The 20,706-nt window shown below is 52.0% G+C and carries 14 protein-coding genes and 3 tRNA genes; 3 read left to right on the forward strand and 14 right to left on the reverse strand.

Annotated features, from left to right (window positions below):
* Nucleotides 1-4 precede the first annotated feature (4 nt).
* The 11 genes from pnp to ubiM form a co-directional block, all read right to left on the reverse strand.
* Nucleotides 5-2,128, reverse strand: a complete 2,124-nt coding sequence (gene pnp / locus ACJJIJ_RS13940) for a polyribonucleotide nucleotidyltransferase (protein ID WP_252083173.1) — start codon at nucleotides 2,126-2,128, stop codon at nucleotides 5-7.
* Between the two features lie 263 nt (nucleotides 2,129-2,391).
* Nucleotides 2,392-2,661, reverse strand: a complete 270-nt coding sequence (gene rpsO, locus ACJJIJ_RS13945) for a 30S ribosomal protein S15 (protein ID WP_252083174.1) — start codon at nucleotides 2,659-2,661, stop codon at nucleotides 2,392-2,394.
* Between the two features lie 144 nt (nucleotides 2,662-2,805).
* Nucleotides 2,806-3,747 carry a tRNA pseudouridine(55) synthase TruB gene (truB, locus tag ACJJIJ_RS13950; RefSeq protein WP_252083175.1) on the reverse strand — a complete coding sequence of 314 codons (942 nt, stop codon included), beginning with the start codon at nucleotides 3,745-3,747 and terminating at the stop codon, nucleotides 2,806-2,808.
* Between the two features lie 3 nt (nucleotides 3,748-3,750).
* On the reverse strand, nucleotides 3,751-4,146 hold the full coding sequence (gene rbfA / locus ACJJIJ_RS13955) for a 30S ribosome-binding factor RbfA (RefSeq protein ID WP_252083176.1): 396 nt from the start codon (nucleotides 4,144-4,146) through the stop codon (nucleotides 3,751-3,753).
* Nucleotides 4,147-4,236: 90 nt separating this feature from the next.
* Nucleotides 4,237-7,110, reverse strand: coding sequence for a translation initiation factor IF-2 (gene infB / locus ACJJIJ_RS13960; protein WP_444883900.1), 2,874 nt, complete (start codon nucleotides 7,108-7,110; stop codon nucleotides 4,237-4,239).
* Nucleotides 7,111-7,174: 64 nt separating this feature from the next.
* Entirely contained in the window at nucleotides 7,175-8,677 is a 1,503-nt protein-coding gene (gene nusA / locus ACJJIJ_RS13965) for a transcription termination factor NusA (RefSeq protein ID WP_444887091.1), read from the reverse strand.
* A gap of 42 nt (nucleotides 8,678-8,719) precedes the next feature.
* The gene (gene rimP, locus ACJJIJ_RS13970; protein ID WP_252083179.1) at nucleotides 8,720-9,184 is read right to left on the reverse strand and encodes a ribosome maturation factor RimP; all 465 of its coding nucleotides are present in this window, start codon (nucleotides 9,182-9,184) and stop codon (nucleotides 8,720-8,722) included.
* A gap of 136 nt (nucleotides 9,185-9,320) precedes the next feature.
* Nucleotides 9,321-9,397 (reverse strand) — tRNA-Met (locus ACJJIJ_RS13975).
* Nucleotides 9,398-9,437: 40 nt separating this feature from the next.
* Nucleotides 9,438-9,514, reverse strand: a tRNA-Met gene (locus tag ACJJIJ_RS13980).
* Nucleotides 9,515-9,553: 39 nt separating this feature from the next.
* A tRNA-Met gene (locus ACJJIJ_RS13985) sits at nucleotides 9,554-9,630 on the reverse strand.
* A gap of 274 nt (nucleotides 9,631-9,904) precedes the next feature.
* On the reverse strand, nucleotides 9,905-11,071 hold the full coding sequence (gene ubiM, locus ACJJIJ_RS13990; RefSeq protein ID WP_444937657.1) for a 5-demethoxyubiquinol-8 5-hydroxylase UbiM: 1,167 nt from the start codon (nucleotides 11,069-11,071) through the stop codon (nucleotides 9,905-9,907).
* Nucleotides 11,072-11,238: 167 nt separating this feature from the next.
* Here ubiM and ACJJIJ_RS13995 point away from each other — a divergent pair, with 167 nt between their 5' ends.
* Together ACJJIJ_RS13995 and ACJJIJ_RS14000 are read left to right on the forward strand one after the other, a co-directional pair.
* The gene (locus ACJJIJ_RS13995) at nucleotides 11,239-12,045 is read left to right on the forward strand and encodes a PhzF family protein (protein WP_444937658.1); all 807 of its coding nucleotides are present in this window, start codon (nucleotides 11,239-11,241) and stop codon (nucleotides 12,043-12,045) included.
* 75 nt (nucleotides 12,046-12,120) lie between these two features.
* Nucleotides 12,121-12,543, forward strand: coding sequence for a GFA family protein (locus ACJJIJ_RS14000; protein ID WP_444937659.1), 423 nt, complete (start codon nucleotides 12,121-12,123; stop codon nucleotides 12,541-12,543).
* Nucleotides 12,544-12,603: 60 nt separating this feature from the next.
* Here ACJJIJ_RS14000 and ACJJIJ_RS14005 read toward each other — a convergent pair whose 3' ends face one another.
* Together ACJJIJ_RS14005 and ACJJIJ_RS14010 are read right to left on the reverse strand one after the other, a co-directional pair.
* Nucleotides 12,604-13,764, reverse strand: a complete 1,161-nt coding sequence (locus ACJJIJ_RS14005; RefSeq protein WP_444937660.1) for an NnrS family protein — start codon at nucleotides 13,762-13,764, stop codon at nucleotides 12,604-12,606.
* A 523-nt stretch (nucleotides 13,765-14,287) separates the two neighbouring features.
* Nucleotides 14,288-15,673 carry an MFS transporter gene (locus ACJJIJ_RS14010; protein WP_444937661.1) on the reverse strand — a complete coding sequence of 462 codons (1,386 nt, stop codon included), beginning with the start codon at nucleotides 15,671-15,673 and terminating at the stop codon, nucleotides 14,288-14,290.
* 926 nt (nucleotides 15,674-16,599) lie between these two features.
* On the opposite strand from ACJJIJ_RS14010, the gene ACJJIJ_RS14015 reads away from it, so the two are divergent.
* Nucleotides 16,600-16,995, forward strand: coding sequence for a nuclear transport factor 2 family protein (locus ACJJIJ_RS14015; RefSeq protein ID WP_444887098.1), 396 nt, complete (start codon nucleotides 16,600-16,602; stop codon nucleotides 16,993-16,995).
* Nucleotides 16,996-17,154: 159 nt separating this feature from the next.
* Here the strand turns inward: ACJJIJ_RS14015 and ACJJIJ_RS14020 are convergent, their stop codons facing one another.
* Nucleotides 17,155-19,545 carry a chitinase gene (locus ACJJIJ_RS14020; RefSeq protein WP_444937662.1) on the reverse strand — a complete coding sequence of 797 codons (2,391 nt, stop codon included), beginning with the start codon at nucleotides 19,543-19,545 and terminating at the stop codon, nucleotides 17,155-17,157.
* Between the last annotated feature and the right edge of the window lie 1,161 nt (nucleotides 19,546-20,706).

Raw genomic sequence — 20,706 nt, forward strand, 5'->3', positions numbered from 1 at the left:
AGGTTTATGCCTCTTCGGAACCCTGTTTCGCCTCTTCGGAAGCGGCTTGGTCAGCCTTTGCTTCCTTGATGGACAGCTTGATACGTCCTCGCTGGTCAACGTCGAGCACCTTAACCTTAATCTTCTCACCTTCACTCAGGTAATCAGTTACGGCATTTACACGCTCTTCAGCGATCTGGGAGATATGCACCAGACCGTCTTTGCCCGGCAGGAAGTTAACGAATGCACCGAAGTCTACGATGCGTACCACGGTACCTTCGTAGATAGCGCCAATCTCAGCTTCCGCAGTGATCTCCTCGATGCGGGTTACCGCCGCTTCCAGGCTCTCACCGTCTTCACCGAAGACTTTGATAGTGCCGTCATCTTCGATATCGATGGAGGCGCCGGTCTCTTCAGTGATGGAGCGGATAGTCGCACCACCCTTGCCGATCACGTCGCGGATCTTGTCCGGATGGATCTTCAGGGTCGCGTAGCGCGGTGCGTTCTCATTCACGGTGGTGCGGGAAGAGTCGATCACCTTGTTCATTTCCGCGAGGATGTGCAGACGTGCGTGCAGGGCCTGCTCCAGAGCGGTTTCCATGATCTCTTCGGTAATACCTTCGATCTTGATGTCCATCTGCAGCGCGGTTACACCAGAAGCGGTACCCGCTACTTTGAAGTCCATATCGCCGAGGTGGTCTTCGTCACCGAGGATATCGGTCAGAACCGCATAGCCTTCGTCTTCCTTCACCAGACCCATAGCGATGCCGGCTACCGGTGCCTTCAGCGGAACACCCGCATCCATCAGCGCCAGGCTGGAACCACATACGGAAGCCATGGAGCTGGAACCGTTGGATTCAGTGATCTCGGAAACCACACGCACGGTGTAGGGGAAGCTGTCCGGGCTCGGCAGAACTGCAGCGATACCGCGACGAGCGAGGCGGCCGTGACCGATTTCGCGACGACCGGTAGCACCTACACGACCCGCTTCACCTACAGAGTAGGGAGGGAAGTTGTAGTGCAGCATAAAGTAGTCTTTGCGCTCACCTTCCAGGGCGTCGATGATCTGTGCATCGCCAGTGGAACCGAGGGTAGCCACTACCAGAGCCTGGGTCTCACCACGGGTGAACAACGCAGAGCCGTGGGACTTGGGCAGAGCACCAACTTCCACTGCGATCGAGCGTACAGTTTTGCTGTCGCGACCGTCGATACGGGGCTCGCCGCGCACTACAGCGCCGCGCACCAGTTTCTTCTCCAGCTTGCCGAAGTAGCTTTTTACCAAATCGGCGCTAATTTCTTCAGTAGCCAGGGCTTCAGCGGCTTCGCTGCGCAGTTCCGCCAGGCGGGTGCTGCGCTCTTGCTTGTTGGTGATGCGGTAGGCTTCGGCAACCTTCTCGCCGAACTGACCTTCCAGGGCAGTTTTCAGCTCGGTATTTTCTGCAGGTGCCTGCCAGTTCCATTGGGGCTTGCCCGCTTCCGCTTTCAGTTCTTCACAAACCTTGATGATGGCCTGCATCTCTTGGTGTGCGTAGAGTACGGCACCGAGCATGATGTCTTCCGGCAGCTCTTGCGCTTCAGATTCCACCATCAACACAGCGTCTTTGGTACCGGCAACGACCATATCCAGCTCGGAGGTCTTCAGAGCTTCATAACCCGGGTTTAACAGGTAGCCGTCTTGCTGGGTGTAACCCACGCGCGCAGCACCGATTGGGCCTGCGAAAGGAATACCGGAAACAGACAGCGCTGCAGAAGTGCCGATCATGGCAGCGATATCCGGATCCATGTCCTTCTCAGCGGAGAGAACGGTACACATCACCTGAACTTCGTTCATAAAGCCGTTCGGGAACAGCGGGCGGATCGGGCGATCGATCAGACGGGAAGTCAGGGTTTCTTTTTCAGACGGACGGCCTTCACGCTTGAAGAAACCACCGGGAATTTTGCCAGCCGCGTAGGCTTTTTCTTGATAATGCACGGACAACGGGAAGAAGCCCTGATCTGGCTTGGCTTCTTTAGCGCCAACAACAGTACACAGGACGACGGTCTCACCCATGCTAACCAGGGCAGCACCGGTTGCCTGGCGCGCGATGCGGCCGGTCTCGATGGTGACTTGGTGTTGTCCGTATTGGAAAGTTTTGCTTACTGGATTCACTAGTTTTTTCCTATTTCCTTACGGTTACTGGCCCATTCCAGTAACCCCTACATAGTTGCCCGGGAGAGAGTTCCGAAAGCCTCACCCGAGGCGGCACGGGGATGTGCCACCACCGACCTGGGGTGGCCGGTGCAAACACTACACATCCAGCTCGGGTTGTTTTCCGCTGGCCTGTGCAGTGCGACTTCTGAAAAATGACAGTAAGGCCACTTTTCAGCAAGCATTAAAAAAGAATGCCCGCCAGAGGCGGGCATTCTAGGGTCTTAGCGACGCAGGCCGAGCTTGGCGATCAGCTGTGCGTAACGATTCAGATCCTTGCGCTTCAGGTAGTCCAGCAGCTTACGGCGCTGGTTTACCATGCGGATCAGACCACGACGAGAGTGGTGATCCTGCTTGTGCGCAGAGAAGTGACCCTGCAGTTTGTTGATGTTAGCGGTCAGCAGGGCTACCTGGACTTCCGGAGAACCGGTATCGCCTTCAGATTGGCCGTGCTCTTTCAGGATGGCTGCTTTTTCAACTGCAGACAGTGCCATAACGAATTACCTCGTCGTAATATGCTTTAAAAGATTCGGCTGGCCCGTGCATATTTACAGACCAGCTAATCGTGAATGCGGCTGCGCCGCGAGGGCACCTTGCGGGTTACTGAATGTTGGCTTTCACCAAAAAGCAGCTTCCATTCAGGTGCCACTTACCAGACGTCGTGGTGCCACGCACCCTTCGTCGGTAATTTCTCCTACGCCCAGAAAATCACCGTTTTCCAGGAAGAGGCGCACCATATCACCTTCTGTACCGATACGGTAGACCTGCAAATCCATTACCGGTTGCCCCTGACGCACATAGTAACCAGAGTCGTCCGGCAGGACGAGTTTGGGCAGTGAAGACGCTGGAGAATCCATCGGCAACAAGTGGTGATCGAGCACTTCTGCCTTATCTTCACCGCGCTCTTCTGTAAGCTCATCCAGGGTCACTGCGTCGGCTTCATCGAAGGGGCCGGCGGCACTGCGGTGCAGTACTTCCACATAGGCGCCTACACCCAGAGCTTGACCCAGGTCCTCGGCAATACTGCGAATATAGGTTCCCTTGGAACAGTGCACCTCAACTTCCGCACGAGGCTGTGCGCCCGGCGTAAAGCTCAGCAGTTCAAACTCAAAAATTTCCACTTCCCGCGCTTCGCGTTCCACTTCCAAGCCCTGGCGCGCCAGCTTATATAGGGGCTGACCCTTGTGCTTAAGAGCAGAGTACATGGAGGGCACCTGCTTGATGCTGCCGCGAAAGGCTTCCATGGCCTTGAGCACTGCTTTTTCGGTTAAACCGGAAGCATCTTTGGTTTCCAGTACATCGCCATCGGCATCGCCACTGGCAGTGGTCATACCGAAGACAAAAGTGCTGCGGTAGCGTTTGTCAGCATCGAGTAGGTACTGGGAAAACTTGGTGGCTTCGCCGAGACAGATCGGCAGCACACCGGTTGCCAGTGGATCTAAGGCCCCGGTATGACCGGCGCGATTGGCAAAAAAGAGTCGTTTAGCTTTTTGAAGGGCATCATTGGCGGTAATGCCGGCGGGCTTGTTTAATAACAGCACGCCGTGAACCGGCCGGCCCCATTTTGGTCTGCGGCCCATGGATCAATCTTCGTTAGAGTCGCTGTCGTCTTGGTGCTTGCGATCGGCGCGCACCGCCTTGTCGATCAGAGCGGAGAGCTCCTGGCCACGCACCGAGGTCTCGTCGTAGCGGAAATACAGACGCGGGATGGTGCGTATCTGGATGGCGCGCGCCAACTGGCTGCGCAGAAAACCTGCGGCCTTGTTAAGCACTTCCATCGAGGTATTGATCTTACTGCGGTCGTCCTCACCCACAAAGGTGACAAACACTTTTGCGGTGGTCAGATCACGGCTGACTTCAACATCGTTGATATTGACCATGCCCAGACGCGGGTCGCGCACTTCCTGCTGAATCAGCTGGGCCAGTTCGCGACGCATAGCATCGGCGACACGGTCGGCGCGTTGGAATTCTCTTGCCATTGTTTACCTATTGAGAATGGCGGTTTAAAGACAGGAAAACCCGCACGGCCAAAGCCGCGCGGGTTTTCCTTCACCAGGTGCCGGAACGCTTTACAGTTCGCGGGCAACCTTGACGATATCGTAAACTTCGATCTGGTCACCGGACTTAACGTCGTTGTAGTCCTTCACCCCGATACCACACTCCATACCGTTGCGCACGTCCTGCACATCGTCTTTGAAGCGGCGCAGGGATTCCAGCTCACCCTGGTAGATTACAACGTTGTCGCGCAGCACGCGGATCGGCTTGTTGCGGTAAACGGTACCCTCGGTAACCATACAACCGGCAATCGCGCCAAACTTCGGTGAGCGGAATACATCGCGAACCTGGGCAATACCCACGATCTCTTCGCGAACTTCCGGCTCCAGCATACCAGACAGTGCCTGCTTCACTTCGTCGAGCAGGTTGTAGATCACGCTGTAGTAGCGAATCTCTACGCCTTCGGTCTCTGCAGTTTTACGCGCTGCAACATCGGCACGGGTGTTAAAGCCCAGTACGATAGCGCCGGAAGTCAGTGCCAGGTTGATATCGTTCTCGGCGATACCACCCACACCACTGGAGACTACATTTACGGAAACTTCTTCGTTACCGATATCCGCCAGTGCACCCAGAATAGCTTCCAGGGAACCACGCACGTCGGCCTTGATGACAACCGGCAGCACCTTGCGCTCGCCAGCTTCCATATCCGCAAACATGTTTTCCAGCTTGGCTGCCTGCTGGCGCTGCATACGATCGCGTCGCTCGCTGTCAGCGCGCTGTTCAGCCACCTCACGGGCCTTGCGCTCATCGGCAACCACCATGAACTCGTCACCGGCATTCGGGGTGGAATCCAGACCCAGCAGCTCTACTGGGGTGGACGGACCAGCTTCCTTCACCTGCTTGCCGTGCTCGTTGGTCATGGCACGTACGCGACCATAGCTCTGACCAGCCAAGATAATGTCGCCGCGCTTCAATTCGCCATTCTGCACCAGCAGGGTAGCAACAACACCGCGGCCTTTTTCCAGGCGGGACTCAATCACAACGCCAGTGGCCGGTACATTTACCTTGGCCTTCAGCTCCAGCATTTCCGCTTGTAGGGACACCGCTTCCAGGAGGTCATCAATACCCTGGCCAGTATGCGCGGATACGTTGATGAACTGGGTATCGCCGCCCCAGTCTTCTGGGATTACGTCTTTTGCGGCCAACTCATTTTTCACGCGATCGGGATCCGCGGCTTCTTTGTCGCACTTGTTCACGGCAACAACCAGCGGTACACCGGCGGCGCGGGCGTGATTCACGGCTTCCTCGGTCTGCGGCATAACGCCATCATCGGCGGCCACTACCAGGATTACCACGTCGGTGGCCTGAGCACCGCGGGCACGCATGGCAGTAAAGGCGGCGTGTCCCGGAGTATCCAGGAAGGCGATCTCGCCCTGGCTGGTTTTCACTCGGTAGGCACCGATATGCTGGGTAATACCACCAGCCTCACCAGAAGCCACCTTGGTCTTGCGGATATAGTCGAGCAAAGAGGTTTTACCGTGGTCGACGTGCCCCATTACGGTTACTACCGGTGCGCGGGTAACCTCGGTGCCCTCTTGAGCCTTGGCATGCGCCACCAAGCTGTCTTCCAGCTCGGTCTCGGAGCGCATTACGACTTTGTGGCCCATTTCCTCGATGATCAACTGTGCAGTCTCACGGTCCAGGCTCTGGTTGATGGTAGCCATCTCGCCCATTTTCATCAGACGCTTGATCAGCTCCCCAGCCTTCACATTCATCTGCTTGGCCAGTTCTGCGACGGTGATGGTATCGCCCAACTGTACTTCGTACACCTGCTTCTCCGTGGGCCGTTTAAACCCATGAGTCGGTTTAATTTTCAGATTCGGACGAGACAGGGAGCGCGTGCTGCGCTTGCTGGCTTCATCTTCCTCAAATACTTCCAGTGCCTGCTCGTACAGAGAGGTTTTGCTGGACTTCTTCGGGCCGGACTTGGAGCGACGACCTCGACGCTTGCGGGGCTCGTCCTCAGCACGAGCAGCTTCGCTTGGGGCGGCTTCTAGCTTGCGGCGCAAAGAGGGTTTAACCTCTTCGGTTTTCTCCGTAGCTTTGGTGGGCTTCGCCTTAGCAGCCTGAGAGGCCTGAGCAGCCTTCTCTTTTTTCTCTTGGGCGGCGCGTCGGTCGGCTTCTACTTTCGCCTTCTTCTCTTCTAGCTCGCGCTTCTCTTGCTCAGCCTGCTGCTTGCGACGCTCCATCGCGGCGATACGCATCGCCTCAATATCGTCTACATACGTTGAGCGGATGGGTGCGGCGGGTTCCGCCTTTTTCGCTACATTATCTACGGGTTTACCCTCTGCCTTATTATCGGCTTTCTGTGCTTCTTTAGCGGCTTCCGCTGCGGCAGCTTCCGCGCGAGCCTTCTCTTCTGCCTCGGCAGCGGCCTTCGCCTCTGCCTCAGCCTTCAAACGTGCTTCCTCTTCCTCAGCAGCGCGACGAGCGGCCTCAGCTTCAGCGGCAGCCTTGGCTTCCGCTGCTGCTTTAGCTTCAGCGGCTGCTTTGGCTTCCGCTTCTGTGATAGCAGTAGCATCCGCGCCCTGAAGAGCCTCTTCCACCTCGGCAGCGCTCTCGGTACCAGCTCCTGTTTCAAGCTCAGCCTGTGGACGCTTCACATAAGTGCGCTTCTTGCGCACTTCCACGTTTACAGTTTTACGGCCGGTGCCAGAGCCGGTTTTCAGCGTGGTTGTGGTCTTGCGCTTCAAGGTGATCTTGCGTGGGCTAGCGCCCTGCTCCCCGTGACTGCTTTTCAGGAAACTGAGCAGGACCTGCTTTTCCTCATCTGACACCACTGCATTCGCAGAGGTGTGAGGCAAACCCGCTTCTTTCATCTGCTTGAGCAGACGGTCTTCGGTGGCACCAACCGATTTGGCGAGTTCGCTAACTGTTACTTCGGCCATTCTCTCTCCTAAAAGTCACTTGGTCGGAGGGGGTTACTTATACGTAATACTTATTGCGGTGTGTTTAAGCCTGCTCGCCATCATCATCGGCAAACCAGGGCTCACGCGCCTTCATAATCAGCGCTGCGGCGCGCTCCTGATCGAGACCCTCGATATCGAGCAGGTCATCCACTGCTTGTTCCGCCAGGTCTTCCATCGTGGAAATACCGCGACTGGCCAGCTGGAAGGCCAGGTGGCGCTCCATACCATCCATATTCAACAGATCTTCCTGGGGCTCAGAAGCATCCAGCTTTTCTTCAGAGGCCAGGGCCTGGGTGAGCAGGGAATCCTTGGCTCGGGCGCGTAACTCTTCGGCGATATCCTCATCGAAGCCCTCGATTCCGAGCATTTCTTCGATGGGCACGTAAGCCACTTCCTCTAGGGAGGTAAAGCCCTCTTCCACCAGTACAGCGGCGACATCTTCATCAATATCCAGGCGATCGATAAACACCTGCATGATGGAGCTGGATTCAGCCTCCTGCTTATTCTGCCACTCGTCGGAACTCATGACATTGATTTGCCACTGAGTCAGCTCTGAAGCCAAGCGAACATTCTGGCCACTGCGGCCGATAGCCATAGCGAGATTTTCCTCAGCTACCGCCACATCCATAGAGCCGGTGTCTTCGTCGACAACGATGGATTCAATTTCCGCCGGCGCCATGGCGTTGATTACAAACTGGGCCGGATTTTCGTCCCACAGCACGATATCCACACGCTCACCAGACAGCTCATTGGAAACTGCCTGAACACGCGCACCGCGCATGCCCACACAAGCACCGACAGGATCGATACGGCCGTCATTGGTGTTTACTGCGATTTTTGCACGCAGGCCGGGATCGCGGGCCGCGCCTTTAATTTCGATTACCTGCTCGGAGATTTCCGGCACTTCAATGCGGAACAATTCGATAATCATTTCCGGGCAGGAGCGGCTCAGCATTAACTGAGGGCCGCGGGCTTCCGGCTGGATTTCCAACAGAATTGCGCGCACACGATCACCAAGGCGGAAAATTTCGCGGCCAACCAGCTGATCGCGGGGCAGGCGCGCTTCGGCGTTATTCCCCAGGTCTACAGCGATAAAGTCGCGGGTCACCTTCTTCACAGTGCCGCTGACCATCTCTCCGACGCGATCGCGGTACTCGTCTACAACTTTGGCGCGCTCGGCTTCACGTACTTTTTGCACGATAACCTGCTTTGCGGTCTGTGCAGCGATGCGGCCAAATTCTACATTTTCCACCTGCTCGCGGAAAACGTCACCTGCTTTCAGGTCAGCATCTTTTTCGTGAGCTTCTTCCAGGGTGAACTGGGTACCCAGCTCCGCCAGGACTTCATCACCGACTACTTCCCAGCTGCGGAAAGTCTCGTAATCGCCCGAACGACGATCAATGATAACCTCAATGGTTGAATCTTCGTCGTAGCGCTTCTTCGTGGCCGTTGCCAATGCCGCTTCGATGGCCTGGAAAATAATCTCCTGGTCAACGCCCTTCTCGTTGGATACCGCCTCGGCTACCAGCAAGATCTCTTTGTTCATGCAACTGTGCCTCAAAATCGCCTGAGCTCAGGCTCCTACAGGTTACTTGGTAAATTGGGGAATAATATTTGCTTTCTCGATGCTGTCGATCGGCAGCAGGTATTCATTTTCACTGTCCACGCGCAGAACGACTTCATCCCCTTCCACACCGGCCAGCAGGCCGCGCCACTTGCGCTGACCGTCGAGCGGCATACGCAGGCGCACCTCGATTTGGGCACCGGCAAAACGCTCGTACTGCTCCAGCTTATACAGGGGACGGTCTAGTCCTGGGGAGGAGACCTCCAGGGTATATCTACCGCTAATGGGGTCTTCCACATCCAGTACGGCACTGGCCTGGCGACTGACTTTCTCGCAGTCCTCCACACCTATGCCATTTTCAGAATCGATATAGATGCGCAGCAGCGCGTTGCGACCATGGGTCTGATAATCGATCCCCCACAGTTCACACCCCAGCGATGCCACCACCGGCGCCAGAAGTTCTTCCAGCAATTCGCGTTTGCTCGCCATTTACGTCACCACATACAAAAAATGGGCCTGCGGCCCACTTCGAAAATTATCTGCAACTTTTCTTGCAGATACGAAAAAGCCCCTGACGGGGCTTTGACCGCACATTCATGCAGCCAGTATGCATGAATGCAAAATTTGGTAGCGGGGGCAGGATTTGAACCTACGACCTTCGGGTTATGAGCCCGACGAGCTACCAGGCTGCTCCACCCCGCAACAACACATGCGCATCAAAGCTTTTATAGAAAAGCAAAATTGGTAGCGGGGGCAGGATTTGAACCTACGACCTTCGGGTTATGAGCCCGACGAGCTACCAGGCTGCTCCACCCCGCAACAACAAATGCACATCAAAGTTTTTGCTAAAAGCAAAATTGGTAGCGGGGGCAGGATTTGAACCTACGACCTTCGGGTTATGAGCCCGACGAGCTACCAGGCTGCTCCACCCCGCAACAACTCCGAGAAACAAAGCCTGGTTGATCTTTGTTTCCCTGCGGCGGGACCAGCCCAACCACTCAAGAGGCTGCGCATTCTATGGTTAGCGTCCCCATGAGTCAAGCCACAATTGGCATTTGTTTTCCCCTTCAGTCGGTAACAGCCTCAGATATACCTCGCTGATCAGTATAGAAAAGGAAGAAAATCCCGCAAATACAGCCCGCTGCATGTGCCGATTCTTACTTCCAATGCCTCGGCCCTGTGTGTATTCATCACATCAAGCCTTGTTGTTTAGCGGGTGAGCTGGTGCACTATGGCACGCCGTACCGGTGGAAAATGTTCACTGATACGCAATATCGCTCTGCGTAATAATTTCGCTGGAAGTCGATCATCGGTGAAAAGGTCCACAACCCGGTTAGTACCGGTATAAATAGGGTGCGAATCCAAACGGTGCTGAGCCTGATAGCGAGACAATGCAAGGGAGAGCCCCGCCGGCTGATACAGCCGCGTTACATTATGCAATTGGCTAGCCAGAGTATTCGCGCCGGCCAAGCCCAGGTTAAAACCGTGCGCGGTAACTGGGTGCATCCCCACCGCAGCATCTCCCACCAGGGCAAAGCGCTCAGCAAGAAATCGATGGGCATAAACTGCCACCAGTGGGTAACAATGGCGCCTACTGAACGCCTCAACAGCCCCAAGAGCCCCTGCGCTCTCTCTCTGTACATGGGCCGCAAATTCCCTATCGCTGTAGGCCATCATTTCCTCAGCACAATTGGCGGATACCGTCACTACCGCCGAACAGGTTTGCGCATCGGACATTGGCAGTAGAGCAAGGGTTGAACCGTAGCGAAAACATTCCCGGGCAACGCCACCATGCTCCCGCTCTGTGCGCACCGGACCTAGCACCGCAACCCTGCCGAAGTCGCGCATATCTGCGCCAATCCCAGCCATACGACGAACCTCAGAAAAGCGGCTGTCCGCCGCCACCAACAAGGCCGCAGTAACAACCTGCCCCCCCTCAAGCTGTACCAGTCGCCGACTCGTTTCGCAACGTGTGCCAATCACCTTGCTATTAGGCAGCAGCTGTATATTGCTATCCTCACGCACCGCTTCATAAAGCACCCGCCGAATTGCAGCATTGGGCACAATAAAGCCCAGTGGACCTCGCCCCCGAGTATCGAAGTCCAGACTAGAGGGGGAATCGCCATCCACCACCTGCGCAGACTGCAGCGAACTCTGCTCCTCGGGCTTCAGCCGCAGCCAAGCTCCTAGAGACTGCAACAATCTTACGGATTTGTGAGTGAGCGCTATTTCCCGCCCATCGTTCGCTGGACACGCCAGCATTTCATCATCCTGGCGCTCCAGCAACGTTACCCTGCAATCCCGAGCAGCCAGCATAAGCGCCAAAGCCAGACCCGCAGGGCCCGCCCCTACAATCGCGACATCTGTGTGCAGCATCCTCCCCCCTAGAACATCCCACTTCAATTTCTGCTTGTGATAAATAACTTTTGTTATCGACCGATCGAAGCTCACTGTATGCTGGAGTAACAGCGGGGCAACTGATACAAATCAGAAAATCTCAAGGCAGGCGCAACAAGAGAATAGGCACATACAAAGGATCGTATATGCAGGTAGAAATCGATATCGTCGACGCTTTCGCCAGCGCCCAATTTGGAGGCAACTCTGCAGCGGTGATCATTACTGAAGAGTGGCTCAGCAAATCCTTGATGCAATCCATCGCCGCACAAAACAATCTCTCGGAAACAGCATTCCTACTCAAGCGTAGCGACAGCGAATATCATATCCGCTGGTTTTCTCCGTTAACCGAAATCGACTTTTGTGGCCACGCCACCCTGGCCTCTGCTTTTGTAGTCTTTCGAAAGCACCCACATTTAAAGGTTTTGGATTTATTTGCTGAGACAGTCGGTGAGATGCATATCACTCACAGAGGGGACGGCCTGATTGCTATGAATTTTCCCTCCCGCACCCCACAGCCTTTAGCTAACATTCCCTGTGATCTGCTCGAAGGGCTATCGATCACACCGAGAGAAGTTCTGCGCAACAATCAAGCCTACTTTGCCATTTACGCTGAAGAAGAGGATATTCTGCAACTGCAGCAGGACCCCGCCAGGCTGGCAAAACTCGCTCCCTATGATGTGGTAGTCACCGCACAATCTAGGCAATACGATTTTATATCCAGGTATTTTTGGCCCAACAATGGCGGTGCTGAAGACCCAGTAACCGGCTCCATTCACACTGGACTGGCACCCTACTGGGGAGAAAAACTGGGAAGATCAAACCTGATAGCCTTCCAAGCCTCAAAACGCGGAGGCCTGCTACACTGCCAGCTTGATGGAGAGCGAGTGATCATCTCCGGCAACGCGGTGCCATACCTTAGCGGCGTGATTGATGTAGTCGAAAAGGACAAGTAGTTCTTAGTCACTGCACGATCGTCAGATTTCACGCGCAAAAAATCCTTTGCCACAAAAAAATAAATGGAGAAAAAAATGAATCACAAAGGTTCATGCCTCTGTAATGAAGTCCAGTTCACAGTGGAGGGGGTTTTTGAAAGCTTCTTCCTTTGCCACTGCGACCACTGCCGTAAAGACACTGGTTCCGCCCATGCCGCCAGCCTCTTTTCCACCTCGGCCAAGCTCCACTGGAACCACGGGGAAGAACTCATCAAGGTCTTTAAACTCCCTTCAACCCGACACGTAAAAAGCTTCTGCGGTCAATGCGGATCCGCCCTGCCCTTTGCCGACAAAGAAGCAGGATTACTGGCAGTGCCCGCTGGCAGCCTTAACAGCCCTATAACCATTAGACCCAATGCACATATCTTTATGGCCAGTAAAGCCGATTGGGACAAGGACCTTGGCAAAGTACCAGAACTCGATGGTTTCCCCCAGGTTGATAAAGCCGACACCCCCTGAAAGGAACAACGGTGCCGCTTGCAAATAAGCAAAGCAGCACCTCACAACCTTTTGTAAGTTTTAGCCTGGGTGACCATCTACTCTGGGTTGAAATAGAACTGGGGTGTAGTAAATCAGGAAAAGTGAGTAACCCAGCACCCAGGCAACAATAGCAGCGAGAAAGCCACTGGGAGCCGGCGCCCAGAAAATACGGGCCAGGGCGGATAACGCCAGTGCGGCAAACGCCAACGGCATAAGACGCGGCGCCTGTAAAATACGGCCGGTATGCCCCAAACTCACACGACTGGTCATAGCCAGAATCAAACCACCAATGCCACCCACCGCAAAAGCATGTAGCGCTGGGCTCTGCCAAGCGGGTGCGATTCCACTCCAGGCCAAAGCGACGAGAAAACAACCCAAAATCACCAACCAATAACTGAGGTGTAGGGACCAAACCATGGGCTCCGCCCAGATCTTGGTGGGATGCCAGCGCAACACTCTTACCAGCTGCAAAACACCCAGGGTAATGGCCAGCAATGCCCAAACTATCTTGGGCAGATCCAAGGCCACACTAAGCAGTAGGAGTACGACCGCAATATGCGTGCCCCATTCCACAATGGGTAACTTCTCACGCGGGCTCAAATGGAAACGTCGCGCAGTAAAGAAAGGAATAACCCTGCCACCAATCACCAAAATAATCGCCGTCACCAAGAGCAGAGCCATCAACGCCACCCGGCTCTGCGCAGCGGGTAACAACCAGTGGCTGGCCGCCAGTCCAGCAAAGGCCAACATAGCCGGCAGTACAAATAAGTTGCGCCATTGTTTGGTGCGCAGTACACGCGCCCCTAACAAGAATGCAGCCAGCAGGAAGAAAGACACCTCGGCCACGACCGGCATCCACAGAGGCACTGCCGCAAAGAGATATCCCAGGCGTGCCAGCAACCATAAACCCACCAGGCTTATTAGCTGAGTCCCCTTTGGTGAGGGAATTCCGGTCCAGGTTTGCATGGCGGTACCCAAAAAGCCCACCACTACTGCCGCGGCAAAGCCAAACAACATTTCATGGGAATGCCAGGCAACCCCCACACGTAGGGCGGGCAGCTGCCAACCGGACAGAGAGGCCTGCCAGATCAGTAATGCAATCATGCTCCACAGGGCACCACCCCAAAAGAAAGGTCGAAAAGGCATGCGCCAGAAAGGGGCGATGGATTCCGCGCTCGCGCGGTCGACAATGGGTATCACAATCTTTTCTCCTTAAACAAAGGGAGGTTAATTCTCCCGGGGCAGGTATTTGCCTTCACAAGCCTCCATTCACAGTTAACACGCACTGCACAACGCCATTATCACTGTTTCGAAATCAGCAATTTAAACGCAGGAGCCAAGAAAGGGGGCAGCACCAATAAGTCCCGTTTCTACTCAATGCCCAATGTAATGCCAGCCTGATGATTCACCACAATGTGAATTAACACCTGAGAGTCCATTCTAAGAATTGAGCACTCCGCTTATTTTCCCCCAATCAACCCTATTAGTTAATAGGCAAGGGGCATAGTTTTTAAAATTTATAACCCTATACAAAAAGCGGGCATTTTCCCCATAAAAAAATCAAATAATGATTGACAAAAAAGCAACCCCAGCAAAAAACCACTAACTTAAAGTTCAACTTTAAGTTAGTAAGCCAATAACTTTATGCAAAGAATCCTCACTGGCTATCGATAAAATTTATAAACACCGAAATATCAACAATTAAACAACTAGGATTTATATTTTACATTTTGTTGTCTGCAGGCTTTCCTCGTACAAACAAAACACATACCAGCAGCGCCAATAAAGCCAAGTAAGCATTGACCACAAACGCACGATCAATACCTGTGGCTAAGCTCGGGGCCAAGGATACTATGGTGGTATTCATTGCCAGTCCTATCGCCCCACCAATAATCTGAAACATAAAAATCAGGGCTGCAGCAAGGCTAGCTCGATCAGGGCCCACTGCAGTAACAGCAGCAGTGGTAATGGTGGGAAAAAATAGACCCAGCCCAATTCCTAGAGAAATTAAGCCAGGTACTAAATGAAAATAACGGGTGTGCTCCAAGAGGTTCGATAACAAAAACATCCCTCCACCAAGAAAGATAGCTGCCGCTGACAAAATCACTTTGGCCCCAAGCATGGCATATAGCCTGCCAGCAACATAGGAAATAATTCCATAAGTAATCATAACCGGCAGCAAGCCGGCACCAGACCAGACAGCGGAGAGTTTTAATTCTTTTATTAAAAATTGTGGCACATAAAGCAACATCGAGACAAAAATCACGGAGAGTAACAGCGTGGTAATGCCCACAGTAAAAAATCGCCCATTTGTTGCCACATCCGCAGGGATGAGTGGGCTTACCCTCGCATGAGCCTCTACCCAGGAAAAAGAACAAAATGTAATAACAGAAACGATAAGCAAACCCAAAACCAAGGAGCTACTCAAGCCCATATCCACAACAAAATCCAGAGCCAGCAAGAGTGTTAATAAAGAAATCGACAAGAAAATAATTCCTGCATAATCCACCTGCTCACCAGATTTTTCTGGGCTGTCATCATCAATTACTCGCCAGCTAATCAACATAGCGATAAGCGCAATAGGGAAATTAATAAGAAATATCCAACGCCAACTAAGGAAATCAGTAAGCAAGCCTCCGAGTAGCGGCCCAACCGAATTGGCAAACCCGCAAACTGTCATAATCAAACCACCAGCCTGTCCAGCGCGATCCTCCGGCATAATCTGATAGGTCATCCCAAGAATTGCCGGCCACATCAAGGCCCCACCCACCCCCATCAGCGCCCGGCTGCCCAATAGCATCCAGACATTCACCGCAAAGCCACCCAATAGAGAAAACAGAATAAAAATACTGCTGCCAATAAAAAACAGACGGCGGCGCCCAAACATATCAGCCAGGCGACCTCCGGTGACAATCAACACACCGAATACCAGTGCATAACCGTTAATTACCCACTGCATCGTAGAAATATCTGCCTGGAAATGTCTCTGCATAGCCGGTATTGCCACAGAGAAAGCTGTAAAGTCATTGGCAATTAGAAAAATCGCAAAGGTTAATGCGGTTAGAGCAATGATCTGCTTTTTTGAAAGTGCCTCTTTTGCCGCTGCCATAGGTACTCCAGGCTGCCAATAGCTGAATTTATCGGCTCAATCTATTCACAATTTTAGAAGTAAAAAGTTGATCTCAAACTTTAAAGGAGAGGGTTCAATTTGACATTTTAGGAGCTGGAATCTAATTACTGATAACAAAGTCCTATATTACTGAGAAAACCCCCTTATAAACCGTAGCCACCCAATAGCCTCCTACTTTCTTCCCAGGATTTCTACACTTCTCTCTCATACCGCCTTCCCGTTTTATCACCAACACTTACCCATGTAACAAGGTGAGTCCGGAAAGTTACTCTCAGAAATGAATTAGGGTATCTCACGGCACAGTGAGAACGAGGCAGTAGAATTCAGATTTTAATCCTATGCGCCATGAATTTAATTCATCAGGATGAGAATAGTGAAACCCATCCTGATTCAAACTCCGCCATCGACCGGCACCTAGGTAAAGACAAGCAGTAGTGCCATTAACAGTGGTTTGGGAAGGGTTCTATTAAGTTGTTCTGGAACTGATCCGCCGCTAAAGCCGATCCAATGCAGTAAACCGACTTCAGCGCTAGGCAGAGGCGGAAAGTAGTCGCCTGCGCCTGAAGTCGGACTTTTACGAACGAACAAAAAATAATATATAGATCTCAGTGCCAACTGTGAATAACATCCAGTGTACACACTGTAACTACAATGACTCACACTTACGATATAACCCCGCTTACTTAAAGCGATTTACCGTCATAGTTAAAGATTTAGGCCAGACTACACTTACAGTCGAGCCAGGCAAAAGTAATAGGGCTGTTATTCTATAGCAACCACCCTAGCTGTCTTTTTGTACTCACCATTTACTGTTACACCATATACGATCCCCGTGCGCTATATTCATATCTGCCAGCACTTTATCGAAAACACTATTAATTTTAATCTAGTGGAGAGCTACCGCTATGCTCGAACGGAAAACTGTCGAAGAGGTATTCAACGCTCTCCGTACCGACCCCCAACCATTTTTAGAGCGCGTTGCGAACAATGTGCACTGGGTTGTAAAGGGCACCCATGCTATGGCTGGTGAATATTCCTCCAAGAAAGAATTGGTCGAGCGTGCCTTCCATGGAATTGGCAAGGTACTCCAAGGAGGTAAGGTAATGATGGAGGTCAAGCGAATACTAATCGACGGGGACTATGCAGTGGTTGAAATGGAGAGCACCTGCATCGCATTAAATGGTAGAAGATACAACAATACCTACTGTTGGATTGTTAAATTTGAGAATGGCTTAATTACTGAAGGCACTGCCTATGTGGATTCTGCACTGGTACAGCAGGTCTTGGACGAAAACTCTTAACCCAATTTTTTATTGCCGAAAAACTTGCTTTGGCTTCAGATTGTATAAAAATTATCTGTACAAAGCCCGGTAGCAATACTTGCTACCGGGCCCACTGATCAGTAAAGAGCCGCATATTTACGGCCCCAGATTTTAAGTCGCCACTATCGCCACTATTAGTTAGTTTTGGTAATCGATAGTCATATCAAAATTACCCTCTACACATTTAGCGTAATCGCCTTGATTCAGTGCGGAGTAGGCGGTTTGATAGTTCACCAACTGACAGGCAAAACTCTCATTATTGGGATTGTCGGCAGACCAGCCCCAATCCTTATCCCAATAGATACTCAGGGAGGCTGCACCACCGGTCTCAAACTGACCCATATTGGCACATCCCAACTCTTCATCCACAGGAATATTCACGCCCAAATAGTCGGTGAAACTTTTGTAGTATTTCATGCGATTCTGAGAGCGAGCGTCCTCTGAACCCTTACTACACTCGATAGCGCCGTTCACAATGTTGGTAGTGACACCAAAACCGGAACTCAGGTTATTGGCCCGGTCAACACTATTAGGCTCCCAGGTCCCATCAACCACATGCAACATGCTCGGCTTGGGCGGCTGTGGATACACGAAGAAGAAAATAGCGCTCGCCAGATTCAACCAGGTATCCGCAACCAGCTCCGGATTTTCCAGCAGTGTATAAATATCACCGTACATAGCCTGGGAGAAAGGCCCGTAGTTATAGTTCCAGCTCAACTGCTTGGCACCGCGGCCAAAATAACTCTTGTAACCGCCATCGGCATTGATGGCACAGGGCCATACATCCGCCGCCCAGCTGCTGCTGGATTCGCAGGCGCCATAACCACCGGAGGTTTCCTCAGTCCAACCAATCTCACGAATCCAGTAGAGACCCTGACGCCATTCCGGCTCATCCCAGGCCGCCGCATGGGCACCGGTTTCCTGGCCAAAATGGGCAAACATTACTGCCAGCGCTTTACGGCAAATAGCATCGGAATTGCGACCATCGGTGTAGTCACCGCAAAAAGCAGGAAACTTGGCCACTGCGCGCAGGAAACTGGTGTAAGTGTATGCATCGGCCCGCAGGGGGAACAAATAGTCCCAGGTATCCTCAGAAATAATACTCTCAACACGCTGAACATTTGTCGGGTTGGCACTGCGACCGGGTTGAACCGCTTCCACAATCGCGTTATCTCGGGTCTCAACAGTATTTTTCACTTCTTGCAGAAGCGAATCAGTGGTACGGGCACTCTCCTCCGCCTTCAGTTCACTCAAGCCCATGACATGACCACTTGCGGAGGCACAACCCGTTTGATTGATGCTTACCTCTGCAACGTCACTGGCCGCAGAGGAATCGGTAGCCGTCAGCTGGAAGGTGTAGGTCACATTGCTGTAAACCTCAGACAATACCGCCTGAGTGGAGCTACCCACGTAGTTTGAGAGCTTGATGGAAGGGCCACCTGTCTGGCTCCAGATATAGCTCATACCGCTACCACCGGTAGAGTCAGAACCATCCAGAGTAATGCTGCCGGTACAGCCCACACTATTGGCAGAGGCGGAGATCACCGCATTCACTGCACCACCTGAGTTGCCATTATCATTGGCGTCATCACCGTTACCAGCGTCAATGGCGAGGTTTTGCACTGTAACCTGCGCCTCCTCACTGGTTTCACCATCGCTGACAATCAGACTAAAAACAAAGTTCACATCATAGGTTGTGGCCGGTAGAGTCACAGAAGTCGAGGCGCTTGTCGCTGAGGCAATATCCGCTTCAGGAGCGCTCGGTGAGAGCTGTGCCCAACTATAACTGAGCGTGCTATCACCGCCGGAAGCACTAGCGCTGAGCTGCACCGTACCTCCACCAGTCACTTGTGTTTGTGAAGTAGACAGGTTGAGAGAGATCGGAGTATTGCCGGTATCGCCGTTGTTACCGGTATCTCCTCCACTATTACCGCCGTTATTACCGCCAGAGTCCCCGCCGTTTTCACTTCCATTGTTATCATCGTTAACGCTACATCCATCGGCCTCTTTGCGAACCCATGGTGAATCCCAGCTATTTTCCGCTGTCAGTGCATCAGAGGGTAAGTCACTGCCATTTGCCCACCATTGCGCAACAAAAATATCGCCGGCATAGCAAACTTCACTGCCCTTGCGGTAGCTTTGGCCGGATTGGTAAGCGGCTGCGTCACTGGAGCCATCACTGCCGGAATTACCTGAACCAGCAGAATTTCCGGAATCAGAATTGTCGTTGTCATTGTGATTATCGGAATGATCACTGTCACTACTATCATCAGAGGCGTCGCAGACTCCTGTTTCTTGCACGATCCAGGGGGAATCCCAGGTGTTCTGCGCAGTCAGGGCCTCAGCTGGACGCTGTTCTGCAGTAGCCCACCACTGCGCTTTAAAAAGATCGCCGCCATAGCAAACTTGGCTACCTCCCCGGTAATGCTGGCCTTCCACATAGTCTTCTGCGGGCTGATCGGCTGCCACAGCCTGGGCACCAATGATCAATGCCGAAGCAATCGCTGTACGAATAAAAAGGTGGCTCATAGAGTCTCCACTATTCATTTTTAGGGTTCTATTCAAAAATGGATGTATGCAAGGAGGTAGTGCAGCACGCTAGTGTTATTACAAGAAGTGCGGGCTAAGATTTTATCGTTAAACTCTATAGTGGGTTTTCAATTTCTAATTATGTGGTCAGAATTTATAAACCATCTGACTTTAGCCCCAGGCATTGAGAGGAATAATATTCCTATCCAATTAGACTCTCATTTCGGCACAGATAAACTGAGCCATGTGATACCTTCAACAAATACTTAAAATTTTTCTGCGCTTTATAGCCAAAACCCCATACATACACTGCAAATTCGATAGAACCTTCTCAGAATGGTTCCCAGCATAAAAAACAATTCTTTACAAAACAGCTACCTCAAAACACGCATAAAGTACTAGGAAGCGGAAGCAAATAGGAAAGCTATTCCAAAGCATATGAGAAACACCTCAGCCTAGAGCCAACCCAGCCCATCTTAAATAGAAATTTAATTTTTAATAAAACAGACAAATCAATACACAAAAAGCACATCAATATCATTCCACAGATAATTTTTTGCATATTTCTTCCATATTTATATATTTCAGGCTGTCGGCAAATGTAAAAAAACAAATGGGCCAATATTATTCTCCAGAGCAATTCCTCCCGTACTTCCAACAATCCAGCTTTACAGCCCTCCCTTTCCCTATGAGTGGGCTAGAGCCTCAATAGAAAATCTCTGGTAAAACTCTCAATTCCCATTCAGCCTCAACTCCACCTTTACAACTGAATCGGCTATCGAACTGATACCTTCAACCTACAGCCCAGCTTGAGCCTCATTCGAATTACCCTTAAAGGACAACCAGGATTACCTAGCAACTGTTTCCCACCATATGACAAAATAGAAAAAAACATTAAAAAAACACAGAGAAAAAAACTAATAGATCAAAGAGCAAGATATTGGTGCAAATCGCACTCAAGGCAATAAGTCATAATCCCAGGCTTAGCATCAATACCCCCCGTAATTAGAGCAACCTCTGATGACTCTGAGATTAGCAATCATTAAAATAAAGCAGCATTAAGAAACTTATTTGGAGTCTAATCGATATAAAGATAAAGACACGAGCCAATAAGGCATCAGATCTATCACAACTTCTATTTCTCTTCCAGGCTCTACCCAC

Source organism: Microbulbifer mixtoriginis (SeqCode), assembly GCF_052467945.1.